We start from the raw sequence: 20,416 nt of genomic DNA on the forward strand, positions 1-20,416 counted from the left end.
GGGCAGGGGTTGACACTCCGCCCCCCGTGCCGGTTCATCGGGCCTCATTCCACGGACCGAGGACAGGATATGCCCGCGCTCAAACCCACCGATTTCACCGCCCGTATCGTCTGGCTCGGCCGTGTGCCCTCGCGCGAGGCGGCGCTCGACTCGCAGCCCGTGCAATCGCTGGCGCTGAGCTTCGCGGGGCCCGAGGGTGAGGATCACGGCGGGCTGACCCGCCCGTCCTGCAGCCGCGTCCTGTCGCAATATCCCCGCGATACGGAGATCAGGAACGTCCGGCAACTGTCGGTGATCTCTCAGGAAGAACTGGATGCCATCGCCACGGACATGGGCCTCGAAAGCCTCGATCCGGCGTGGCTGGGGGCGACGCTGGTGATCGCGGGCATCCCGGATTTCTCCCTCGTGCCGCCGTCCTCGCGGCTACAGGGCGCAAACGGGGCGACGATCACCCTTGATATGGAAAACCGTCCCTGTCAGCTTCCGGCCAAGGTCATCGCCGAACATCACCCCGAACAGGCCCGTCTCTTCAAACGGGCGGCAACGGGGCGGCGGGGCGTGACAGCATGGGTGGAGCGGGAAGGGACGTTTACTCTCGGAGAAGAGCTGCGCCTGCATGTGCCGGACCAGCCGGTCTGGCCACATATGCAGGCGGCGCGGGGGGCTCTCGTCTGACCTCAGCCGAGCAGAAGCGCGGCGCCGAGAAGGGTCAGGGCGAAAGATGCGTGGATAACGAGCGTTGCGGCTTTCATCTTGTGTCTCCCTTTGTCATCTGTCCCCCCCAACGCGCCAAAGCGACCACGGGTTCCATGAGTCTCCGATCCGGGAGGCCCCCATGGCCCGATTGCCCCCCTCGCGAGGCGTCAGAAGGACAGGAACATGACTGCGAAGACCGACATTGAAATCGCCCGCGCCGCCTCGAAGCAGCGCATTCAGGCCATCGGCGCCAAGCTCGACATTCCCGAGGAGGCGCTGCTGCCCTATGGCCACGACAAGGCCAAGATCGCGCAGGACTTCATCGCCGGGCTCGCCGATCGGCCCGATGGCAAGCTGATCCTCGTGACCGCCATCAACCCCACGCCCGCGGGTGAGGGCAAGACGACGACGACGGTCGGTCTGGGCGACGGGCTCAACGCCATTGGCAAGCGCGCGGCGATCTGCATCCGCGAGGCCAGCCTCGGCCCCTGCTTCGGCATGAAGGGCGGGGCGGCGGGCGGCGGCTATGCGCAAGTCGTGCCGATGGAGGAGATGAACCTCCACTTCACCGGCGATTTCCACGCCATCACCTCGGCCCACAACCTGCTGGCGGCCATGGTGGACAACCACGTCTACTGGGGCAACGAGCTGGAGATCGACACCCGTCGCATCACCTGGCGCCGGGTCATGGACATGAACGACCGCGCGCTGCGCGACGTGGTGACCTCGCTGGGCGGTGTCGCCAACGGCTATCCGCGCCAGAGCGGCTTTGACATCACCGTGGCCTCCGAGGTCATGGCGATCCTCTGCCTTGCGACCTCGCTGGACGATCTTCAGGCACGGCTGGGGCGGATCATCGTGGGCTACCGCCGCGACCGGACCCCGGTGACGGCGGCGGACGTGAAGGCGGACGGCGCGATGACGGTGCTGCTGAAGGACGCGATGCAGCCGAACCTCGTCCAGACGCTGGAGAACAACCCGGCCTTCGTCCACGGCGGGCCCTTCGCCAATATCGCCCATGGCTGCAACTCGGTCATCGCGACCCGCGCGGCGCTGAAGCTGGCCGATTACGTGGTGACCGAGGCAGGCTTCGGCGCCGACCTCGGGGCAGAGAAGTTCTTTGACATCAAGTGCCGCAAGGCGGGGCTGGAACCGGCGGCGGTGGTGCTGGTGGCCACGGTCCGGGCGCTGAAGATGAACGGCGGCGTGGCCCGCGCGGACCTCGGCGCCGAGGACGTGGCGGCGGTGCGTGCCGGATGTGCCAATCTGGGCCGGCATATCGAGAATCTGCAAGGCTACGGCGTGCCTGTCGTTGTAGGGATCAACCATTTCACCGGCGACACCGATGCGGAAGTTGAAGAAGTGAAAGCCTTCTGCGCCGAGCACGGCGTCGAGGCGCTGCTCTGCACCCATTGGGCCGAGGGCTCCAAGGGGATCAAGGCGCTGGCGGAGAAGGTGGCGGCGCTGGCTGATGGCGGCACCGCGCAGTTCGAGACGCTCTATCCCGATGCCATGCCGTTGGCCGAGAAGATCGAGACCGTGGCCAAGCGGATTTACCGCGCGGGCACCGTCCAGATGGGCGATGCGATCCGCAAGCAACTGGCGGAATGGGAAGAGGCCGGGCACGGCGACCTGCCGGTCTGCATGGCGAAGACGCAGTACAGCTTCTCGGCCGATCCGACCTTGCGCGGCGCGCCCGAGGGGCATGACCTGCCGGTGCGCGAGGTGCGCCTTTCGGCCGGGGCGGGCTTCGTGGTGGCGATCTGCGGAGAGATCATGACCATGCCCGGCCTGCCGTCGAAACCGGCCGCCGAAGCCATCCGCCTGAACGACATGGGCCAGATCGAGGGGCTCTTCTGATGCGCATGACCCGCAAGGCGCCGAGCGAGGTGCAGACGATGCCCGAACTGCGGGCGCAGATCGACGCATTGGACCGTGACCTGATCGCCCTGCTGGCCGAACGGCAGCGCCACATCGACCGGGCGGCGCAGCTCAAGCCCGCGCTCGGCTGGCCCGCACGGATCGACGAGCGGGTCGAGGATGTCGTGTCCAAGGTCGAGGCGACGGCGGCGGAACTGGGGTTCGACCCGGCGCTGGCCGGGGCGCTCTGGCGGCAGATGATCGACGAGGCCATCGCCCGCGAAGAGCGGCTGATGGCCGGGCGGGGCTGAAGACGGCCGCCGCCGGGGCCGTCAGCCCGCAGGGACCGGCGTGCAGGTGCCCTGCAGCAGGGCGATCAGCTTCTCCTGACCGCCGGTCACGGCCATGACCTCGGCTGAGACCACCACGAGGCGACGCCCGGCATGGACCACGCGGCCCCGGGCCACCAGCCTGTCGCCGATGCCGGGGCGCATGAGGTTGATCTTCATCTCGGAGGTCACGACCTCCATCGTGTCGTCCATGGTGGAGAGCGCGGCATAGCCCGCCGCGCTGTCGCCGATGGCGAAGGCGAGCGCAGCATGGGCAAAGCCGTGCTGCTGCTGCGATCCGGGCAGGATCGGGGCGGAGATCGCCACAGCACCCGGCGCGACGCTCGCCAGCTCCGCCCCCAGCGTTTTCATCATGTTCTGCCGGTCGAAACTGGCGCGGATACGGGCGGTGAGGGCGTCGTCGGTCATGGTCTCTTTCAGCGTCTTTCTCAGCGGGGCATGGGGATGGGGCGCGGCGTTTCGCCGGTGAGGATGGCGAGCGCCTCGGGGCGCATGAGGCCGGTGAGGGCCGCGTCCGAGCTGTGCAGCCCGCCGGTATAGGTGCCGTAGGCAGGCAGGATCAGCCGGTCGCTGTCGAGCAGGAAGGCCCGGCGCGTGACGGTCCGGCCCCCGGCGCTGATCCGGGCCTTGGGGTGGTAATGCCCCGACACCTCGCCCGAGGCCCCGGTCCGCGCGATGTGGCGGAAGGTCAGCGGCGGGGCGGGCAGGGCGTTCAGATGGCTGCCGCCCATGTCCACGGGGCCCGGATCGTGGTTGCCCTCGATCCAGACCCAGCGGCGCCCGGCCTGCAGGCGGGCGATCCAGGCGCGGGTCTTGTCGTCGAGGGCATGAGCGGCCTCGGTATCATCGAAGCTGTCGCCGAGGCAGACCACGGTTGTGGCCTGGGTGAGCGCCAGGTCCCGGTCGAGGCGGGCCAGCGTGTCGATTGTCTCGTAGGGGGGCAGGGTGCCGCCACCGCGCCGCGCCGTGCGTTCGGACTTGCCGAGGTGCAGGTCGGAGACGCAGAGCAGCCGCCGGTCCGGCCAGTGCAGGGCGCCGGAGCCAAGCGCCACGAGGCGCGCGCCGGCGAGGGTGAAAGCGTAGTGGCTCATGCGCCCTTGTTGGCGGGCGCCGGGGGATTTGGCAAGCGGGTCGGGGCGGTGCGGAGAGGGGGGCGCGTGACACGGGCGGGGTGGGGGGGCGTCTGCCCCCCTTGGCCCTGACGGGCCAATTCCCCCCGAGGATATTTGGGAAACGGAAAGGGGGCGGGTCAGCTGGGAGGGGAGAGGCCTGCTTTTTCCATCAGGCGGCGGGTTTCCTCCTCTTCGAGGCGGTCGCGGCCGGCGCCGTCGATGGGGATGCGGCCCATTTCGAGGAAGAGGGGGGCCGCGAAGGGGGAGACCCGGGAGAGGGCGACATGGTCGATCCGGCCCGCGGTGCGGGCGGCGAGGTCTTCGAGCCGGGCGAAGTCGATCAGACCGCGCATGGCCTCGGTCCTGGTGATCCGCAGGAGCAGGTGGTCGGGGTCGTATTTTGCCAGCGTGTCGTAGAGGATGTCGGAGGAGAAGGTCGCCTGTCGGCCGGTCTTGCGGGCCTGCGGCGTGTTGCGCTGGATCAGCCCCGCGATCTGGGCGCTGTCGCGGAAGGTGCGTTTCATCACCGCGTTGGTGGTGAGCCACTGGTCGAGCCCTTCGCGCAGCCGGGCGAGATCGAAGAGCGGCGCGGGATCGGGCGTGGCCTCCAGCCCCCAGATCAGCGTGGCGTAGTCCGTGGCGACGAAGCCGAGGGGGGCGAGGCCCATCTCCTCCATCCGCTTGGTGAGCAGGAGGCCGAGGGTCTGCTGCGCGTTGCGGCCCGCGAAGCCATAGGCCACGAGATGCTCGCGCCCGTCATGGTGGAAGGTCTCGATCAGGAGGCGGCCCGGTTCCGGCAGGCGCGACACCGCGCGCTGGAGGGTGAGCCATTCGGCGGTATGGGCGGGCAGGTTGGGCCAGCTCTCCTGCTGGAGGAGACGCAGGATGCGTTGCGAAAGCTGGGTCGAGGTGGCGAACTTGGTGCCCGCGAAGGTTGCGACCTTGGGCTTGCGGGCGGCGTTGCGGGTGACCTCGACGGTGGTTTCGCGCAGGCCCTCGTAGCGCACGATCCGCCCGCCGATCAGGAAGGTATCGCCGGGCGAGAGGGAGGCGGCGAAGCCTTCCTCGATCTCACCCAGCGGGCGGCCATGGGTGGACTTGAGCCGGACCTTCAGCAGGTCATGGTCGATGATCGTGCCGATGTTCATGCGGATCAGTTGGGCCGCGCGGGGATCGCGCAGTTGCCAATCGCCGTCGGGGCGTTGTTGCAGGCGCTGCCACTGGTCATAGACGCGCAGGGCGTAGCCGCCGGTGGCGCAGAACGCGAGGCATGCGTCGAAGCTGTCGCGGGACAGGGCGGCATAGGGCCCGGCGGTGATGACCTCGTGGTAGAGCGTCCCGGCGTCGAAGGGCCCGGCGCAGGCACGGATCAGGATATGCTGGCAGAGCACGTCGAGGGGCCCGGGGCCGCGCGGTTCGCCATCGAGGTCGTGGTCCTGCACCGCCTCGAGCGCCGCCTCGCATTCCACCACCTCGAAGCGGTTGGCGGGCACCAGCAGCGCCTTGGAGGGGGCGTTGTAGCGGTGGTTCGCCCGCCCGATCCGCTGGACGAGGCGCTTGACGTTCTTGGGCGCGCCGATCTGGATCACGAGGTCCACGTCGCCCCAGTCGATCCCGAGGTCGAGCGAGCCGGTGCAGACCACCGCGCGCAGCCGCCCGTGGGCCATGGCGCGTTCCACCCTTTCGCGCTGTGTGCGGTCGAGGGAGCCGTGGTGGATGCCGATCGGCAGGCCCTCCTCGTTGGCGAGCCAGAGGTTGTGGAAGAAGATCTCGGCCTGGGCGCGGGTGTTGTGGAAGACCAGCGTGGTGCGGTGCTGGCGGATCTGGGCCAGTACCTCGGGGATCGCATAGGCCGCGCCGCCGCCGGACCAGGGCGGGGGGGCCTCGACCTGCAGCATGCGGATGTCGGGATCGGGGCCGGGATCGGCAGTGAGGATCTCGCAGGGGTCCGGATGGCGGGCGAGGAGACGCGCCACAGAGGCCGGGTCTTCCACCGTGGCAGAGAGGCCGACGCGCCGCAGGTCGGGGCAGAGCGCCTGAAGCCGCGAGAGCGCGAGGAAGAGCTGATCGCCGCGCTTGCTTTCGGCGAGGGCGTGGATCTCGTCGATGACGACCCGTTGCAGGCCCGCGAAGATGCGCGGCGCATCCTCGTAGGAGGTGAGCAGCGCGAGGCTCTCGGGCGTGGTCAGCAGGATATGCGGCGGATCGGCCCGCTGGCGTTTCTTGCGGCTGGAGGGCGTGTCGCCGGTGCGGTCCTCCACGCGGATCGGCAGGCCGGCCTCCTCGATCGGGGTCGAGAGGTTGCGGCGGATGTCGGCGGCAAGCGCCTTGAGCGGCGAGATATAGAGCGTGTGGAGGCCCTTGTGGCGGCCGTCGGAAAGCTCGGCCAGCGTGGGCAGGAAGCCGGCCAGCGTCTTGCCGCCGCCGGTGGGGGCGATGAGCAAGAGGGCGGGGTCCGCCGCGCGGGCCAGCATGTCGCGCTGGTGCGGGTGCATCTGCCAGCCCCGTTGGGCGAACCAGCCGGAGAGCGCCTGCGGCAGCAGGGGATCGGAAGAGGCGTCAGGCAGCGGCGCGTCGGACATGGGAGAAGATTTAGGGACGATACCGCAGAGGTCCAGTGCGCTCTCCGCCCTCTCCGGCAGCCATGACCGGCGCGCGCCATGGGCCCCCGCCGGAGGTCCGGTGGGGGTGCCGCTTTTCGGTGCAGTCGTGGGGGCAGGTTACTTCAGCTTGCGGGCCAGATCGCGGGCGAGGGCCTCGATCTCGGGGTGCAGACGTTCGGCCGAGGCGTCGCCCGAATCGTCCACCCAGGCAAAGAACCGGTCCATCAGGGGCAGGAAGGTGTCGATCTCCTCCTGCGACCAGCCGGTGAGGAACTGGCCCATGATCAGGAACTTGATCGTGCGCACCGCATCCACGATGGCGCGGCCCTTGGGCGTCAGGGCGACGATGGTGCGCCGGGCGTCCTGCTGGCTGACCCCGCGTTCGGCATAGCCCAGCGAGATCACCTCGCTCACCAGACGGGAGGCGCGGGACGGGTCGATGTTGAGCCGGGTCGCCACGGTGGAGACCATGGTTTCCTGCCCCGCCTCGTGGCCGAATTCGTTGCGTGGCCCGGCGATGGCAAAGAGCACGTCCATCTTCGGCAGGTCCAGTTCCAGCCCCAGTTCGCGCAGCGCCATGCGGCCCAGTTCGCGTTTCTGTACCTGACGGCGCCACCGCTGCACGATGGCGTCGATGGCCAGGGCGCGGTCCGTCACCTCGGGGGAAATGCCCGCCTCGGCGAGGAAGCGCTTCATCTGGGTTTCTGCCGTCTCTATCGTCCCATCCTCCGGTGACCGGGTGTTGTTGCGGAACGCGCCAGGGCGGCCCCGATGGCGGCATTGAAGCCGCGTTATGTCCCTGTTGCAATTACGGGGCGTGCCACGCAACACAATTTTCCGAAAGCGTGTAATTGACATGCATTTGTGTTTGTCACATATATACCCCAATTACATCTACCTGAGATCGACGCTGCCGCGGGACCCGAGGGGTCTGCGACCGGCGCCGTCGGCGTCCGAAGGAAGCAATATGTCGGAAAGCCTCCCCAATACGGAGCCCGGCTGGGACGAGATCCCGCGGCTGAAGATCATCATCGCCGCCGTGGCCTGTTGTCTTTTCCTCGCCTCGATGGGCAATACGATCGTCACCACCGCCATGCCGCTGATCGTCAGCGATCTGGGCGGGCTGGAGCATATCAGCTGGGTCGTGACGGCCTATCTGCTGGCCACAACCATGGCCGCCCCCGTCGCGGGCAAACTGGGCGACATGTTCGGACGCAAGATCGTCCTGCAGATCGCCATCGGTGTCTTCATCATCGGCGGCATGATCTGCGGCCTGTCTCAGAGCATGTCGATGCTGGTTGGCGGGCGGCTGGTGCAGGGCCTCGGGGGCGGTGCGCTGCTCGTGGTCTCCATGGCCGTGGTGGCCGACATCCTGCCGCCGCGCAAACGCTCTTCGGTGCAGGGCGCCTTCGGCGCGGTCTTCGGCATCTCCACCGTGATCGGCCCGCTGGTGGGCGGCTTCGTGGTCGAGGTGCTGAACTGGCACTGGATCTTCTTCCTGCCGGTGCCGGTGGCCATGCTGGCGGCCACCGTCCTGACCATCGCGCTGGAAAGCCCCGAGCAGAAGCCGCACACCATCGACTTCGCGGGCGCGGGCCTGCTGGCCGTGCTGCTGAGCTCGATCATCGTGGTGGCCAATATCGGCGGCACGATGGTGCCCTGGGCCTCGACGCCGGTTTACCTGCTGATGGGGACGATCCCCGTGGCGCTGGTGTTCTTCATTCTGGTCGAGCGCCGCGCGGCAGAGCCGGTGCTGCCGATGATGCTGTTCCGGATCAACAACTTCGTCGTCTCCAACGTGGTGGGCTTCTGCGTGGGCGTCTGCATGTTCGGCACCATCGCCTTCCTGCCGATGCTGCTGCAGGTCGTGAAGGGCCTCGACCCGGTGGAATCCGGTCTCTACCAGATCCCGATGATGCTGGCGCTCTTCGGGACCGGTTTCACCACGGGGCGGTTCATCACGGCGACCGGGCGCTACAAGATCCTGCCGACGATTTCGACCGGGGTGCTGTGCGTGGGCACGCTGCTGATGACCACCGTCACGCGCGAGACCCCGAACTGGCTGATCGTGATCTACGTGATGCTGATCGGCGTGGGCATCGGGCCTGTGATGACCGTCAACATCACGGCGATCCAGAACTCGATCCCGCGGTCCTTCATGGGCGTGGGCACGGCGAGCGCGAACATGTTCCGCCAGATCGGCGGCTCGCTGGGGACCTCAGTCTACGGCGCGATCTTCGCGGCGGGCCTCGTGACGCACCTGCACGGGATGCTGCCCGCAGGCTTCAGCGGCGCGGTGACGACCCAGACCATTGCGGCGCTGCCCGTGGAGATGCAGGGCGCGGCCCTCGATGCCTTCGCGGCAGCGTTACGTCCGACCTATCTCGTCTCGGCAATCGCGGCGGGGATCGCCTTCCTCGTGTCGCTGCGGATGATCGAGAACCCGCTGGCCGATACGCTGGCCCCGGTGGAGCCTGTGCGCCGGCAGACCCCGGCGGAATAAGGCTTCGCGTGACGTGAAGAGCGGCCCCGGCAGTGTCCGGGGCTGTTTTCGTTTTGGGGAGATGGCGAGACGTCCGCCTATGCGCGTCTCCCCACCAGTGGCGTCTTCTAACGCTCCCGCATATCTTCACCGGTGGTGTTTGCCGCCTGCGCGGGACAAGGCCGCAGGCCGCCGCGCATCGCCGGCGCGCCCCCACGCGGCGGCGATTTGGTGAGGCTGGGCGGTGCCTGGATGGGACACGATATGCTTGGCTGAAATAAACTGCTCGCCAGAGAGGTTCGGATCGCCTCCGCGCGCGCCGTCGATGCGCGGCTCGGCGTTCATGGGTGAGCGGGTAGGCGAGGCAGAGACGTTGGAGGCATTCAGAGGCGCGGCTCGAAACCCGGGAGGCATCGCCTTCGCGATGGAAGGCGCCCCCTTAGACCGCCAAGGGTTTCGGGACGGGTGGCCCGGCTGCGAGCAGCAGGAACCGGGCCACCCTGACCGGGACTGGCAGGTCCCGGCGCCCTGTCCGCAGCGCGCGATACACGCGGCTTTCTGCGGCGTGCGGCCCTCGGGCCGCACGGGTCCTCATTTGACGATCTTCTCGTCCTTGACGAACATGTTGGCCCAGGCCCGGTCGATCAGTTCCGGCGACATCTGGTAGGGGATGCCTTCGAATTTGCAGATCGAGATCATCTGGTCGATCAGGAAGACCGGCTGGTAATTGGCGAAGGTGTTGTTGATCGTCGGGTACTTGTTCTTCAGCAGGTGGACAAGCGCCGGCTCCGACAGGGGCATCTTCTTCTTCCGCGCCACGAGGGCGAAGATCTTGAGGAAGTTCTCCTGGTTCGGGCCGTCGATCTTGATCTTGAAGAAGATCCGCCGCAGCGCGGCCTGGTCGAAGATCTCGTTCGGGTGGAAGTTGGTCGAGAAGACCACCAGCGTGTCGAAGGGCACCTCGAACTTCTCGCCCGACTGCAGGGCGAGGATGTCGCGGTTTTCCTCCAGCGGCACGATCCAGCGGTTCACCAGTTTCTGCGGCGGCTCTGCCTGACGGCCAAGGTCGTCGACGATGAAGACGCCGCCGGTGGCCTTGAGCTGCAGCGGCGCCTGATAGGTGCGCGCGGTGGGGTTGTAGACGAGGTCCAGCATGTCCAGCGACAGCTCGCCCCCGGTGATCACCGTGGGACGCTCGCAACGGACATAGCGGCTGTCGAACCGGTTGGCAGACCGGCGCAGCTGGGTCGGATCGTCTTCCTGCTCCTCGGCGGCGGTGTGCACGATGGGGTCGTAGACAGTGATGACCTGACCGGAATATTCGATCGCGCGGGGCACGTAGATCCGATCCCCGATGGCATCGCGTATCCCGTTCGAGATCGAGCTTTTCCCGTTGCCGGGCGGGCCGTACATCAGGATCGACCGGCCCGCGCTGACGGCCGGGCCGAGCGAGGAAATCAGATCGGGCGGCAGCACGAGGTCGCCCATGGCGGCGGTCAGACGGTCCCGGGTGATCTGGATGTTGCGGATCGACTGCCGTTTGACCTGTTCGGCATAGATCTCCAGCGGTACGGGCATCGGCCCGTAATATTCCGACTGGGCAAGCGCATCGAGCGCCCGGGCGCGACCGTTGTCGGTCAGCTGATAGCCCATTTCGCCCGAGAGTTCGGCACCGCGCTGGCCCGTCGCCTCGATCAGCGCCTGTTCGCGGGCGAGGTCGATCAGTTCCTGCGTCACGCCCGCGGGCAGGCACAGGGCCCGCGCCACGCGGGGCACGGTCTCCACGTTCTTCCGGAACATGGTCTTCAGAAGCACGTCGCGCATCATCACGATGGGCAGGTGCATCTCTTCAAGGGTCCGCGGGGGAGGCGGAGCAAGGACGCCCGATGAGGGAGCTTGCATATTCATCGTCTTCTGCCTGTACCTAGCGTTCTACCACTATCCGCCTTGGGCGGTGCTTTGTTACCCTGTGACCGTCCGACGTTGCGGTCCAGTCCACCCTTTACACACTGGCGCCGCGCTGCAGCTTTCTCGTGCATTGTCCACATAGCGCCGTTAGGTTCGCTTAAAACTTACGAGGGCAGTATGAACAGGGCAGCGCCACGTTTTTTTTGGGGCATTTTACTCGCATATATCCTGCTGCAATCGGTTCTTCTGTGGCTGCGCGGCGGTTTCTACATGTCGTTGCACGAAGGCGACATGCTGCACCTCGCGGACATTGTTCTGCGCATGCATATGGGGCAGGTGCCGCATCTCGACTTCACCACGCCGCTTGGGGGATGGGGCTTCCAGCCCATGGTTTTCCTTGCGGATATGGGGTTTCCGCTCGGCAAGGCGATGGTCTGGTCCCAGATTCTGGTCGCGCTGATCCTGCTGCCCGCGATCGGTTGGGTGGCGCTCAGCCGCTTTGGTCCCGCGCTCGCACTGGCCTTCGGGCTGGGCGAGGTGATGCTGATCACCGGGCTGATCCATGGCGAAACCGCGGCAGCGGTCAGCCTCTCCATGCACTACAATCGCTGGGCCTGGGCCATCGGGTTCCTCGTGGCGGTCATGGTGCTGCTGCCGCCGCGGGCCGGGGAGGATGCGCGTTCGGTCCGGATCGACGGTGTGCTGATCGGCCTGGCGATGGCGGCGCTTGCCATGATCAAGGTGACCTATTGCTTGGCGCTTGCCGTGCCTGCGCTGATCATGCTGCCGGTGCTGGGGCGGGTGCGGGTCCTTCTCTGGGCGCTCGGCGTCTCCTTCGCCGTGCTGGCCGTCGTCGCCGTGGTGGAGGGCCCCGCCTACTGGATCGGCTATGCCAACGACCTGCTGGGCACGACCCAATCGGCGCGCAAGTATCCCGGGCCGCCCTTCGCGGGCGTGGTCTTCTCGCCTGCCTATACGGCGGGGACGGCGGCGGCAGTGGCGGCAGTGATCCTGCTCGCGCGGCAGGCTCAGACGCGGAACATGGCGCGCGGGGCCTTTCTCTTCGTGGCGGGGTTCATCGTCATCACCTGGCAGAACTTCGGCACCGATCCCTATTGGCTTGCCTTCCTGGCCCTGTTCCTCGCGGCGCTGATCGAACGTGAGGCCGTGCCGGGGAAGGGGGCCTTGGCCGGGGTTGCGCTTGTCGCGCTCACGCTCTTCACGCCGGTGCTTCTGAACCTCGCCTGGTCGCCCCTGCGCCACGTGCTGGCCGATGCCGGGGACTACCGCCCGCTGAGCGAAACCCATGGGGAGGTCGCCGGGATCTACCTGCTGCGCGAGCGGAGCGAGGCCGCCAAGGCAGAGCGGGTGCTGATCGAGACCGGCGAGCCGGAGGTGACGGAGTTCGAGGGACGGAGCCTTCCGGCCTGCGCCTACAAGGGCTCCATCGTGACGCTGACCGAAACCGAGCTGAAGCAGCTGGCAGACATGGGGCTGACAGGGGGCCCGCAGCCTCTGGTGGCGGACCTCGTGTCGCCGCACTGGATCGTCTCGGACTTCACGCCGCTGCCCGGAGGGGCGCCCTGGACCTATGTCGGCGCGCCGGGGCTAGCGGCGGCCGGGCACCTGATGGTGCCGCTCTGCGCGATCGACGGCCGGGTGCAAGCCCGCGTGCTGGAGGCGGTGGAGGAGAGCGGCCGCACGCTGTCGCTGGTGGGCGAAACGCAGCTGTTCCTGCTCTACCGGATCGAGTGATGCCGCCGGGCCCTCAGGTGCCGTAGAGGGCGCCGAGGGCAAGGTAGATCACCAGCGCGGGCCCGAGGGACAGGCCCATCGGGTAGTCCCGCGCCCGGGTCCAGCTTTCCCAGTTCGGGGCGAGGCGGCGCAGCGCGGTCCGCTTGGCGATCCGATGGGTGACAAAGCCGGTGGCCAGCGTCACCGCAAGGATCATCAGCGCCAGACGGATGTCGCCGGGGGCGATGAAGGGGGCGGCGGCGGCGATGAACTTGGCATCGCCCGCCCCGAAGAGCCCAAGGGCATTGGCCAGCATGCCCGCCAGCAGCACCACCACCAGCGCCAGCAGACGCCAGCCATAGGTGCCGAAGGGCAGCACGAAGGGGCCGATCACCACGAAGACCGCGGCCAACAGAAGCACGGTGCGGTTCGAGATCCGCATCGCGGCAAGGTCGGTCCAGACCACATGCGCGCAAAGCGGAAGGACGAAGGGCAGAAAGACGGCGGCAGCGACGCTGGAGATCTCCATGACGTCGGTCAGCCTGCGCCGGTGCCTTCCAGCGCGCGCAGCGAACGCACGGCGGCTTCGAAATACTGCGGGTGGGTCTCGATCGCCTCGCGCAGCAGCGCCTTGCCGGTCTCGACATCGCCCTGCTTGATCGCGGTCAGCCCCATGGTGTGCAGCAGCTCGGCCCGTTCCACCTGCGTCATCTGCAGCACGGGCAGGCTGTAATCGCGCTGTGCCCCGCGCGCCATGACAAGGTTGTTCTTGGCGGTGAAGAGGGTGGGGTCCTGCTTGACCGCTTCGCCGAAGAGCTGTTCCGCGCCCGAGTAATCGCCGCGGGTCAGCTTGGAGAAGCCCCAGTTGTTCAGCACACCCGCAGGCGTCGTGGTCAGGCCAACGGCGGTTTCATAGAAACTGTCAGCCTTCTGCCATTCCTTGTTGCTGTCGGCGATCATCGCCTCCAGCCGGTAGCGCTTGTAGGTCTCGAAGGTGGGCGGGATCGTGTCGAGCACGGCATCCGCCTCTTCCCACTTGTTGGCCCGGATCAGCGCATCGGCATAATTCACCCGGTCCTCGTTGGTGGCGTCCTTGTGCTGGGTGATCCGGGCCCAGACCGGCACCGCCTCCACCGGGCGCTTGGCCCGCACGAGAGAGCTGCCGAGGCCCCGCATCAGGTCGATCCGCTCGGGGTTCTCCGCCAGCGTGCGCTGGAAATAGGAGACCGCCTCGTTCGGGTCACCGACGGTCAACATGATGTCGCTGAGGTTGCTTTCGTCCACGACGTTCACGTTGCGGAACGCACGTTCGACCTCTGCTTCGCTGGTCCGCGAGCAAGCGGCGGTCAGGGACACGCCTGCAAGGCAGACGCTCAGAATCAGGGAGTGGCGCATTTGCTGCGTCCTTTTACTGCCTCGGGCCTCGATATCAGGGTGTCGCGCGGCTGATCAGGAATTCGCTGCTGCCCGTGCGCACCACATTATAGTTGGTGTCGTTTTGTTCAGGACTATACGAGTTTTCCTCCTGCAAGGCGAGCGCCAAGCGAAGATTGTCCCGGATTGCGTCACTTTCGCCATTGTCGAGCGCATAGGCCCGGCGCAGCACGAGGGCGGCCTCGGGGATGGCGCCCTTGGAGATCAGGACAACGCCAAGGTTGTTCCAGACCTGCGGCGGGGCTTCGCCGTGCTGGGTGACGCGGCGCAGCTGCTGTTCGGCCTGTCCCAGCCGCCCCAGCCCGAGGTTCGCCGCGCCCAGACCGGCCAGCACCTCGTCGGTCATGCCCTGTTCGCCGGCCGCACGGGTGAAGGCCTCCAGCGCCAGCTCGTTCTCGCCCGCCTCCAGCAGGCGGTTGCCGACGATGAGGCCATCCACGGCCTCGCCACGTGCAGAAAGCCCGGGGGCGAAGGGGCCATTGTCGCTGCGCGCCAGACCCTGTTCGCCGCACCCGGGCAGAAAGGCCGTAAGGCCCAGAAGGAGAAGGGGAAATGCCCGCCAGAGTGGCGGGCGCATCCTGTCAGTTGCCAACACCTATTGCACCCATGTTCATGATGCCGACAACGGACGGCCCCACTAGGATGATCAGAAGTGGCGGGACGGTCAACATCATCGTGGCCAGCGTCATCTTGGTCGGCAGTTTGTTGGCCTTCTCCTCGGCGCGCATCACGCGCTTGTCGCGCATCTCGGAGGCGTAGACCCGCAGGGCGTCCGCGATCGAGGTCCCGAAGGTGGCGGATTGCACCAGCACCGTCACGAAGGAGGAGATGTCCATCACGCCGCAGCGTTCGGCCATGTCGTTGAGCACCTGGCTCTTGTCCTTGCCGGCCTTGATCTCGTGGCTGACCAGTTCGAATTCATCGGCCAACGGCGGGAAGGAGGTGCGGATTTCCTTGGCCACGCGGATGATCGACTGGTCCATCGACTGCCCGGCTTCGACGCAGACGAGCAGCATGTCGAGCGCATCGGGGAAACCGTCCTGGATCATCTGCTGGCGCTCGGCCTGACGCTTGGTGATCCAGTATTTCGGCAGCAGGTACCCGACGGCGCCGGGGCCCATGACCCACATGATCGTCTGCGCGGTGCTCGGCTCCTGCTTGGAAATCACGAGCATGAAGTAGACCACGCCGATCAGCAGGCCCAGCAGGCCGAGGGCGAATTGCGCGAAGTGGAAGAAGCGCACGGCATCCTTGGAGCGGTAGCCGGCCTGCAGCAGCTTCATGCGCATGGCCGAGTATTCTTCCTCGTTCTTCGGTTCGAGGAAGGAGGAATACTTCTCCAGCTTGTCGTTGCGCGAGGTGTTGCGCAGGCGGTCCTTCTTGTCGGACTTCTGCGCGTCGTTCTCGGCCTTGAGCTTGTCCAGCGGATCGGCCTGCTTTTTCATCAGCACGGCGAGCGCGGCCAGCACCAGCACCACACCGATGACACCGGCGCCGGCAATCACGGGGCCCATCGGCCCCATCGCCTGGGTGAGCAGTTGCACGAAGTTGGTCATGGTCGTGTCCTCAGACCTTGATATCGACGAGCTTGCGCATGACGAAGAGGTTCAGCGTCAGCAGCGTCCCCACCGCGATACAGGCGGGAATGAAATAGGGGTGGTCGTAGACCTCGTCGTAGTAATGCGGGTCCATGACGTTGATCGCGACAAGGGCGAGCAGCGGGAAGGCGGACAGGAACTTGCCCGACCATTGCGCCTCGGCGGTGATGGCCTTCACCCGGCGGAACAGGCGGAAGCGGGCGCGGATCACCGAGGCGAGGCCGGCCAGGATCTCGGCCAGGTTACCGCCCGACTGCTGCTGGATGGTCACGGCGACGGCGAGGAAGCGAAGGTCCTGCAGGTCGATGCGTTCGGCCATGTCCTTGAGCGCCTCGCCCATGTCGCGGCCATAGGCGCTTTCATCCGCGATGACGCCGAATTCAGAGGCCAGAGGGTCCGAAATCTCCTTGGAAACGATGGAGATAGCGGAAGAGAAGGGGTGGCCCACGCGCAGCGAGCGAACCATCAGTTCCACCGCGTCGGGCAGCTGTTCCTCGATCATCGAGGTGCGCTTGTTGGCCTTGCGGGACACCCAGACATAGACGCCGCCGACGCCGATCCCGATGGAGAGCGCGATGCGCAGCGGCACGGCGGTTTCCGTGCCCACCGAGAGACCGGCAAAGGCCACGACCGAAAGGCCGGCCATCACGAGGATCAGCTGTTGCGGGGTGAAGGCGATGGCGGCCTTCTGGGCCTTGGCGGCCAGCAGCGAGTAGAGCGGGATCTGCTTCGCGCTCATGTGCTGTTCCATCTCCTTGCGGAGTTTCTCCAGCACCTGTTCGCGGCCTGCGCCCTTCTCCATCATCTCGAGCCGGCGGTTCACGCGGCTGTTGAGGCTGATCGACTTGCCGAAGACGGTCAAGTAGACGCCCTCGACGAGGATGATCACCCCGACGAAGATCATGATGTAGATGATCGGTTCGATGGACAGCATGGTCGTTACTCCGCCGCGACGGGTTCGAAGATGGCAGCCGGCAGGTCATAGCCCCACATCCGGAAGCGTTCCGAGTAGTGGCTGCGCACGCCGGTGGCCGTGAAATGGCCGATGATCTTGTTTTCCGGGGTCAGGCCAACGCGCTGGAAGCGGAACACTTCCTGCATCGAGATGACTTCGCCTTCCATGCCGGTGATCTCGGTGATCGAGGTCATGCGGCGCGAGCCGTCCTGCAGACGCGAGGCTTGCACGATGATGTGCACGGCCGAGGAAATCTGCGAGCGCATCGCCTTCAGCGGCATCTCGATTCCGGCCATGGCGATCATGTTCTCCAGACGCGAGACACCGTCGCGGGCCGAGTTGGCGTGGATCGTGGTCATCGAGCCGTCGTGGCCGGTGTTCATGGCCTGCAGCATGTCGATGACTTCCTCGCCGCGCGTCTCGCCGACGATGATGCGGTCGGGGCGCATCCGCAGGGCGTTCTTGAGGCAGTCGCGCGGGGTGACCGCGCCCTTGCCCTCGACGTTGGGCGGACGGCTTTCCATCCGGCCCACGTGGACCTGCTGAAGCTGAAGTTCCGCCGTATCCTCGATGGTCAGGATACGTTCGGAGTTGTCGATGAAGGAGGACAGCGCGTTGAGCGTCGTCGTCTTACCGGAACCGGTACCGCCGGAGACGATGACGTTCAGGCGGCAGGCCACGGCGGCCTGCAGGTAGGCGGCCATTTCCTCGGAGAAGGCGCCGAAGCGCACGAGGTCGTCGATGCCCAGCTTGTCCTTCTTGAACTTCCGGATCGAGACCAGCGAGCCGTCCACCGCGATCGGCGGGACCATGGCGTTGAAACGCGACCCGTCCGCAAGACGGGCGTCGACATAGGGGTTCGATTCATCGACGCGCCGGCCCACGGCCGACACGATCTTGTCGATGATCCGCAGCAGGTGACGCTCGTCCTTGAAGGTCACGTCGGACAGTTGCAGCTTGCCTTCGCGTTCCACGAAGATCTGGTGCGGGCCGTTCACGAGGATGTCGGAAACGGTGTCATCTTTCAGGAGGCTTTCCAGCGGGCCCAGGCCCTTCACCTCGTCGTAGAGTTCCTGCACCAGCGTGGTGCGTTCCTCGCGGTTGAGGACGACGCCCTTCTCCTGCAGCACCTCGGTCGAGATCGCGGCGATCTCGGCGCGCAGGTCCTGCTCGGAGGCGGTGTCGAGCGCGGCAAGGTTGAGGTTGTCCAGCAGGGCGCGGTGCAACTCCAGCTTGATCTCGCCAAGCCGTTCCTTGCGCTTGCGGCCCTTGTCGGCGGCCTGTGCCTCTGCGGGCTTGGGCGCGTTGGGCATCGGCTTGCGCATCACCGCGACCTTCTCGGCCGAGGGGGCAGGGGCAGGGGCGGCCGGCGCAGGGGCCGGGGCAGCAGCCGCTGCGGCGGGTGCCGGTTTCTTCATCGCAACGGGGCGCATGGCCTGCTTGGCCTGCTCGGTCCCGCTCGTCGGCTTCTTGTACTTCGAGAACATGCGCTTCTACCCCGTCTTTTGTTCCCAGTTCTTCCCGGTCTGCTCGTCTCGGCCTGGCCGGGTGCCGTTCTTCGTCAGGCGGCCTCGGATTCTGCGTTTCCGATCGCGTGCAGGGAATGCGCCAGCTTGGCGATTTCCTTGCGCAGCGGGTTCTTCGCCGTGGAGAGGGCAAGCGGCAGACCATGGTCACAGGCCTGCACCACCTGCCGCCCGCCATCGGGCAGCTGAAGCTCGATCGAAATGTCGAGGCTCTCGCCAAGGCGCTTGACCCGGGCCTTGCCCTGAAGATCGGTGAACTTCGGGGCGCGATTGAGGCAATACCGCAGTTTTTCCACGGGAAGGTCCTCGGCCTGGAAGGCCCGCTTCACCCGCTGGGTGTTCTGCGCCGACCGCATGTCCAGCTCCATCGTGGCGAAGTAGACCTGCGCCGCGTTCAGCGCGGCCTCGGACCAGTTCACCATGGTGGTGGGCATGTCGATCACGACGTAGTCGAAGTGCGACCGCGCCATGTCGATGATGCGGTTGATGTCCTCGGAGCTCAGGATGTCGAGCGGCAGCACCTCGGAGGGCGCCGTCAGCACGTGCAGCTTGTCCTCGAAGGTCAGCAGCGCCTGCATGAAGGCCTCGTCGTCCATCACCTCGGTGTCGGACAGCAGCTCGTAGACCGCATCGCGGCGCGGCAGGTCGAGATAGGTCGCGACCGACCCGAACTGCAGGTCGAAGTCCAGCAGGCAGACCTTGGGCTGGGTTTCCTTGGGCTTGGCCACGGTGGCCAGTTCCCAGGCGAGGTTCACGGCCAGCGTCGTCGCGCCGGTGCCCCCGGCCAGGCCATGGGTCACGAGGACGACACCGTTGCGGTTGCCCTTGCGGGTCTTGCGCAGCGGCACGACTTCCTCGGCCACCGGCTCGGGCTCGGCCTGAAGGCGGGCAATGGCGGCGGCCAGCTCACCCTCGGGGAGGGGATAGGGGACGAATTCATCGGCCCCCTGGCGCAGCAGCTGGTGCAGGGCAGAGGGGCTGACATCCTCGGCGATGAGGATGACCTTGATCCCGTGGTTGCGGGCCTGGGTGATCACCTCTCCGAGGAGGACGAGGTTTTCCTCGTCGTCGGAGTCGATGGCCATCGCCACGAATTCGAGAGTTTGTGCTTCGGGTTGGGTAAAGAACATCAGGGCCTCGGCAAAGCCGAGGTCGCCCCATTTCTCGCCAAGGGCTGCTTCCATGTCCTCGATCAACAGATCGAAGCTGTCCGGTTCCCGACGGATCGTACAGGCCAGCAAGGGGCTCGGATCCGGTTGTACAGGTGCGCTCGCCGTCATTGCCTCAGTTCCCTACTATTCGGCTGCAACCTCTTGGGATCGTTCGGTGATCCTGCGGGGTCGGACTGCCAGCGATTCTGTGTCGCCGAGTCGTCCGGATACAGCTCGTCTCAGTAGAAACTGACACCCAACTTGGGCGACATTGGGGCCGAATAATCGTAATTGTTGGTCTTTTGGGGACGATATCGGGTCACGCCGGGGGCGTGACCCCGGGGATCACTCGCCGCCGGTCGACTCGTTGAGACCGGTGCCGGTCAACGTCGATTGGGCCTGGGCCGAGGTGATGTAGTCGCGATAGATGATCTGGGCGTATTTGCCGTCCAGAACCAGCGGGTTGGATGCGACGAACCCGCGGACTTCGGTCACGGTGCGGCGGTTCTGACGCTCGCGACCCTGGGTGACGATCAGCGGCTGTGTTTCGCCGTAGGAAACGACAGCCTCCAGCCGCGACCGGCTGATGCCCTGTGCGATCAGGTAGTTCACCGCCGCGTTCGCCCGCGCCAGACCCAGCCGCTTGTTGTAGGCGGAGGAGCCGACGAGGTCGGTATGGCCGTAGACGCGGAAGCGCACTTCGGGGAATTGCCGGATCCAGCTCGCCTGCTGGCGCAGGGTGGCCTGTGCCTCGGCGTCGAGAACGGCGGAGTTGAAGGCGAAGTTGATGGTCGTCTTCACCTCTTCGTTGAAGCGGTTCGCGAGGCCCTGAACGTAGGGCTGATCCCCGTTCATCACCTGCGTGTTGTTCATCGTGGCATTGCCGAAGCCGCCACTGTCGATGATCGACCCCGCTTCGCTGTTGAAGGCGGTGTAGCTGTCCACGCACGCGGTGAGCGACAGCAGCGCGGCTGCCGAGAGAATGGTCTTCATGTGGGCCCCAACCG

General features: G+C 66.5%; 18 protein-coding genes. 5 read left to right on the forward strand and 13 right to left on the reverse strand.

What is annotated here, in order from left to right; all coding sequences use genetic code 11:
- Nucleotides 1–69 precede the first annotated feature (69 nt).
- The 3 genes from LCM32_RS03740 (at nucleotide 70) to LCM32_RS03750 (ending at nucleotide 2,867) form a co-directional block, all read left to right on the forward strand.
- Nucleotides 70–675 carry an MOSC domain-containing protein gene (locus LCM32_RS03740; protein WP_224819704.1) on the forward strand — a complete coding sequence of 202 codons (606 nt, stop codon included), beginning with the start codon at nucleotides 70–72 and terminating at the stop codon, nucleotides 673–675.
- 204 nt (nucleotides 676–879) lie between these two features.
- Nucleotides 880–2,556 (forward strand): formate--tetrahydrofolate ligase, encoded by a 1,677-nt coding sequence (locus LCM32_RS03745; RefSeq protein WP_224819705.1) that lies wholly within the window; start codon nucleotides 880–882, stop codon nucleotides 2,554–2,556.
- Nucleotides 2,556–2,867, forward strand: coding sequence for a chorismate mutase (locus LCM32_RS03750; protein ID WP_412070654.1), 312 nt, complete (start codon nucleotides 2,556–2,558; stop codon nucleotides 2,865–2,867). Before LCM32_RS03745 ends, LCM32_RS03750 begins: the two co-directional genes overlap by 1 nt.
- A gap of 21 nt (nucleotides 2,868–2,888) precedes the next feature.
- Here LCM32_RS03750 and LCM32_RS03755 read toward each other — a convergent pair whose 3' ends face one another.
- From LCM32_RS03755 to LCM32_RS03770, 4 genes are all read right to left on the reverse strand, one after another.
- Nucleotides 2,889–3,314 (reverse strand): PaaI family thioesterase, encoded by a 426-nt coding sequence (locus LCM32_RS03755; protein WP_224819706.1) that lies wholly within the window; start codon nucleotides 3,312–3,314, stop codon nucleotides 2,889–2,891.
- A gap of 20 nt (nucleotides 3,315–3,334) precedes the next feature.
- Nucleotides 3,335–3,997, reverse strand: coding sequence for a ligase-associated DNA damage response endonuclease PdeM (gene pdeM, locus LCM32_RS03760; protein WP_224819707.1), 663 nt, complete (start codon nucleotides 3,995–3,997; stop codon nucleotides 3,335–3,337).
- 158 nt (nucleotides 3,998–4,155) lie between these two features.
- Complete coding sequence (locus tag LCM32_RS03765; RefSeq protein ID WP_224819708.1) at nucleotides 4,156–6,600, reverse strand: ligase-associated DNA damage response DEXH box helicase; 2,445 nt, start codon at nucleotides 6,598–6,600, stop codon at nucleotides 4,156–4,158.
- Between the two features lie 138 nt (nucleotides 6,601–6,738).
- On the reverse strand, nucleotides 6,739–7,317 hold the full coding sequence (locus LCM32_RS03770) for a MarR family winged helix-turn-helix transcriptional regulator (RefSeq protein ID WP_224819709.1): 579 nt from the start codon (nucleotides 7,315–7,317) through the stop codon (nucleotides 6,739–6,741).
- A gap of 271 nt (nucleotides 7,318–7,588) precedes the next feature.
- On the opposite strand from LCM32_RS03770, the gene LCM32_RS03775 reads away from it, so the two are divergent.
- Nucleotides 7,589–9,124: an MDR family MFS transporter gene (locus tag LCM32_RS03775; protein ID WP_224819710.1), complete on the forward strand. Its 1,536-nt coding sequence runs from the start codon at nucleotides 7,589–7,591 to the stop codon at nucleotides 9,122–9,124.
- Between the two features lie 570 nt (nucleotides 9,125–9,694).
- On the opposite strand, the gene LCM32_RS03780 is transcribed toward LCM32_RS03775, so the two are convergent.
- Nucleotides 9,695–11,011 (reverse strand): ATPase, encoded by a 1,317-nt coding sequence (locus tag LCM32_RS03780; protein ID WP_224819711.1) that lies wholly within the window; start codon nucleotides 11,009–11,011, stop codon nucleotides 9,695–9,697.
- A 270-nt stretch (nucleotides 11,012–11,281) separates the two neighbouring features.
- Here LCM32_RS03780 and LCM32_RS03785 point away from each other — a divergent pair, with 270 nt between their 5' ends.
- Nucleotides 11,282–12,766, forward strand: coding sequence for a hypothetical protein (locus LCM32_RS03785; RefSeq protein WP_224819712.1), 1,485 nt, complete (start codon nucleotides 11,282–11,284; stop codon nucleotides 12,764–12,766).
- Between the two features lie 13 nt (nucleotides 12,767–12,779).
- On the opposite strand, the gene LCM32_RS03790 is transcribed toward LCM32_RS03785, so the two are convergent.
- The 8 genes from LCM32_RS03790 to LCM32_RS03825 all read right to left on the reverse strand — a co-directional run bounded on the left by LCM32_RS03790 (nucleotide 12,780) and on the right by LCM32_RS03825 (nucleotide 20,402).
- Nucleotides 12,780–13,274, reverse strand: a complete 495-nt coding sequence (locus LCM32_RS03790; protein ID WP_224819713.1) for a prepilin peptidase — start codon at nucleotides 13,272–13,274, stop codon at nucleotides 12,780–12,782.
- Between the two features lie 8 nt (nucleotides 13,275–13,282).
- On the reverse strand, nucleotides 13,283–14,140 hold the full coding sequence (locus LCM32_RS03795) for a tetratricopeptide repeat protein (protein ID WP_224819714.1): 858 nt from the start codon (nucleotides 14,138–14,140) through the stop codon (nucleotides 13,283–13,285).
- Between the two features lie 34 nt (nucleotides 14,141–14,174).
- The gene (locus LCM32_RS03800) at nucleotides 14,175–14,756 is read right to left on the reverse strand and encodes a tetratricopeptide repeat protein (RefSeq protein WP_224819715.1); all 582 of its coding nucleotides are present in this window, start codon (nucleotides 14,754–14,756) and stop codon (nucleotides 14,175–14,177) included.
- Nucleotides 14,757–14,760: 4 nt separating this feature from the next.
- On the reverse strand, nucleotides 14,761–15,735 hold the full coding sequence (locus LCM32_RS03805; RefSeq protein WP_224819716.1) for a type II secretion system F family protein: 975 nt from the start codon (nucleotides 15,733–15,735) through the stop codon (nucleotides 14,761–14,763).
- Between the two features lie 10 nt (nucleotides 15,736–15,745).
- Nucleotides 15,746–16,711: a type II secretion system F family protein gene (locus tag LCM32_RS03810; protein WP_224819717.1), complete on the reverse strand. Its 966-nt coding sequence runs from the start codon at nucleotides 16,709–16,711 to the stop codon at nucleotides 15,746–15,748.
- 5 nt (nucleotides 16,712–16,716) lie between these two features.
- Complete coding sequence (locus LCM32_RS03815; protein WP_224819718.1) at nucleotides 16,717–18,219, reverse strand: CpaF family protein; 1,503 nt, start codon at nucleotides 18,217–18,219, stop codon at nucleotides 16,717–16,719.
- A 74-nt stretch (nucleotides 18,220–18,293) separates the two neighbouring features.
- Entirely contained in the window at nucleotides 18,294–19,538 is a 1,245-nt protein-coding gene (locus LCM32_RS03820; RefSeq protein WP_224819719.1) for an AAA family ATPase, read from the reverse strand.
- A 216-nt stretch (nucleotides 19,539–19,754) separates the two neighbouring features.
- Nucleotides 19,755–20,402, reverse strand: a complete 648-nt coding sequence (locus LCM32_RS03825; RefSeq protein WP_224819720.1) for an OmpA family protein — start codon at nucleotides 20,400–20,402, stop codon at nucleotides 19,755–19,757.
- Nucleotides 20,403–20,416 lie beyond the last annotated feature (14 nt).

This window comes from Pseudooceanicola nanhaiensis, from assembly GCF_020171315.1.
In the GTDB taxonomy this organism is placed as follows: Bacteria; Pseudomonadota; Alphaproteobacteria; order Rhodobacterales; family Rhodobacteraceae; genus Pseudooceanicola; species Pseudooceanicola nanhaiensis_A.

Excerpts from the sequence above, each read along its gene's own strand:
- LCM32_RS03740 (WP_224819704.1), top strand. The coding sequence starts at position 70 with ATGCCCGCGCTCAAACCCACCGATTTCACCGCCCGTATCGTCTGGCTC.
- LCM32_RS03745 (WP_224819705.1), top strand. The coding sequence starts at position 880 with ATGACTGCGAAGACCGACATTGAAATCGCCCGCGCCGCCTCGAAGCAG.
- LCM32_RS03750 (WP_412070654.1), top strand. The coding sequence starts at position 2,556 with ATGCGCATGACCCGCAAGGCGCCGAGCGAGGTGCAGACGATGCCCGAA.
- LCM32_RS03755 (WP_224819706.1), bottom strand. The coding sequence starts at position 3,314 with ATGACCGACGACGCCCTCACCGCCCGTATCCGCGCCAGTTTCGACCGG.
- pdeM (WP_224819707.1), bottom strand. The coding sequence starts at position 3,997 with ATGAGCCACTACGCTTTCACCCTCGCCGGCGCGCGCCTCGTGGCGCTT.
- LCM32_RS03765 (WP_224819708.1), bottom strand. The coding sequence starts at position 6,600 with ATGTCCGACGCGCCGCTGCCTGACGCCTCTTCCGATCCCCTGCTGCCG.
- LCM32_RS03770 (WP_224819709.1), bottom strand. The coding sequence starts at position 7,317 with ATGAAGCGCTTCCTCGCCGAGGCGGGCATTTCCCCCGAGGTGACGGAC.
- LCM32_RS03775 (WP_224819710.1), top strand. The coding sequence starts at position 7,589 with ATGTCGGAAAGCCTCCCCAATACGGAGCCCGGCTGGGACGAGATCCCG.
- LCM32_RS03780 (WP_224819711.1), bottom strand. The coding sequence starts at position 11,011 with ATGAATATGCAAGCTCCCTCATCGGGCGTCCTTGCTCCGCCTCCCCCG.
- LCM32_RS03785 (WP_224819712.1), top strand. The coding sequence starts at position 11,282 with ATGTCGTTGCACGAAGGCGACATGCTGCACCTCGCGGACATTGTTCTG.
- LCM32_RS03790 (WP_224819713.1), bottom strand. The coding sequence starts at position 13,274 with ATGGAGATCTCCAGCGTCGCTGCCGCCGTCTTTCTGCCCTTCGTCCTT.
- LCM32_RS03795 (WP_224819714.1), bottom strand. The coding sequence starts at position 14,140 with ATGCGCCACTCCCTGATTCTGAGCGTCTGCCTTGCAGGCGTGTCCCTG.
- LCM32_RS03800 (WP_224819715.1), bottom strand. The coding sequence starts at position 14,756 with ATGCGCCCGCCACTCTGGCGGGCATTTCCCCTTCTCCTTCTGGGCCTT.
- LCM32_RS03805 (WP_224819716.1), bottom strand. The coding sequence starts at position 15,735 with ATGACCAACTTCGTGCAACTGCTCACCCAGGCGATGGGGCCGATGGGC.
- LCM32_RS03810 (WP_224819717.1), bottom strand. The coding sequence starts at position 16,711 with ATGCTGTCCATCGAACCGATCATCTACATCATGATCTTCGTCGGGGTG.
- LCM32_RS03815 (WP_224819718.1), bottom strand. The coding sequence starts at position 18,219 with ATGTTCTCGAAGTACAAGAAGCCGACGAGCGGGACCGAGCAGGCCAAG.
- LCM32_RS03820 (WP_224819719.1), bottom strand. The coding sequence starts at position 19,538 with ATGACGGCGAGCGCACCTGTACAACCGGATCCGAGCCCCTTGCTGGCC.
- LCM32_RS03825 (WP_224819720.1), bottom strand. The coding sequence starts at position 20,402 with ATGAAGACCATTCTCTCGGCAGCCGCGCTGCTGTCGCTCACCGCGTGC.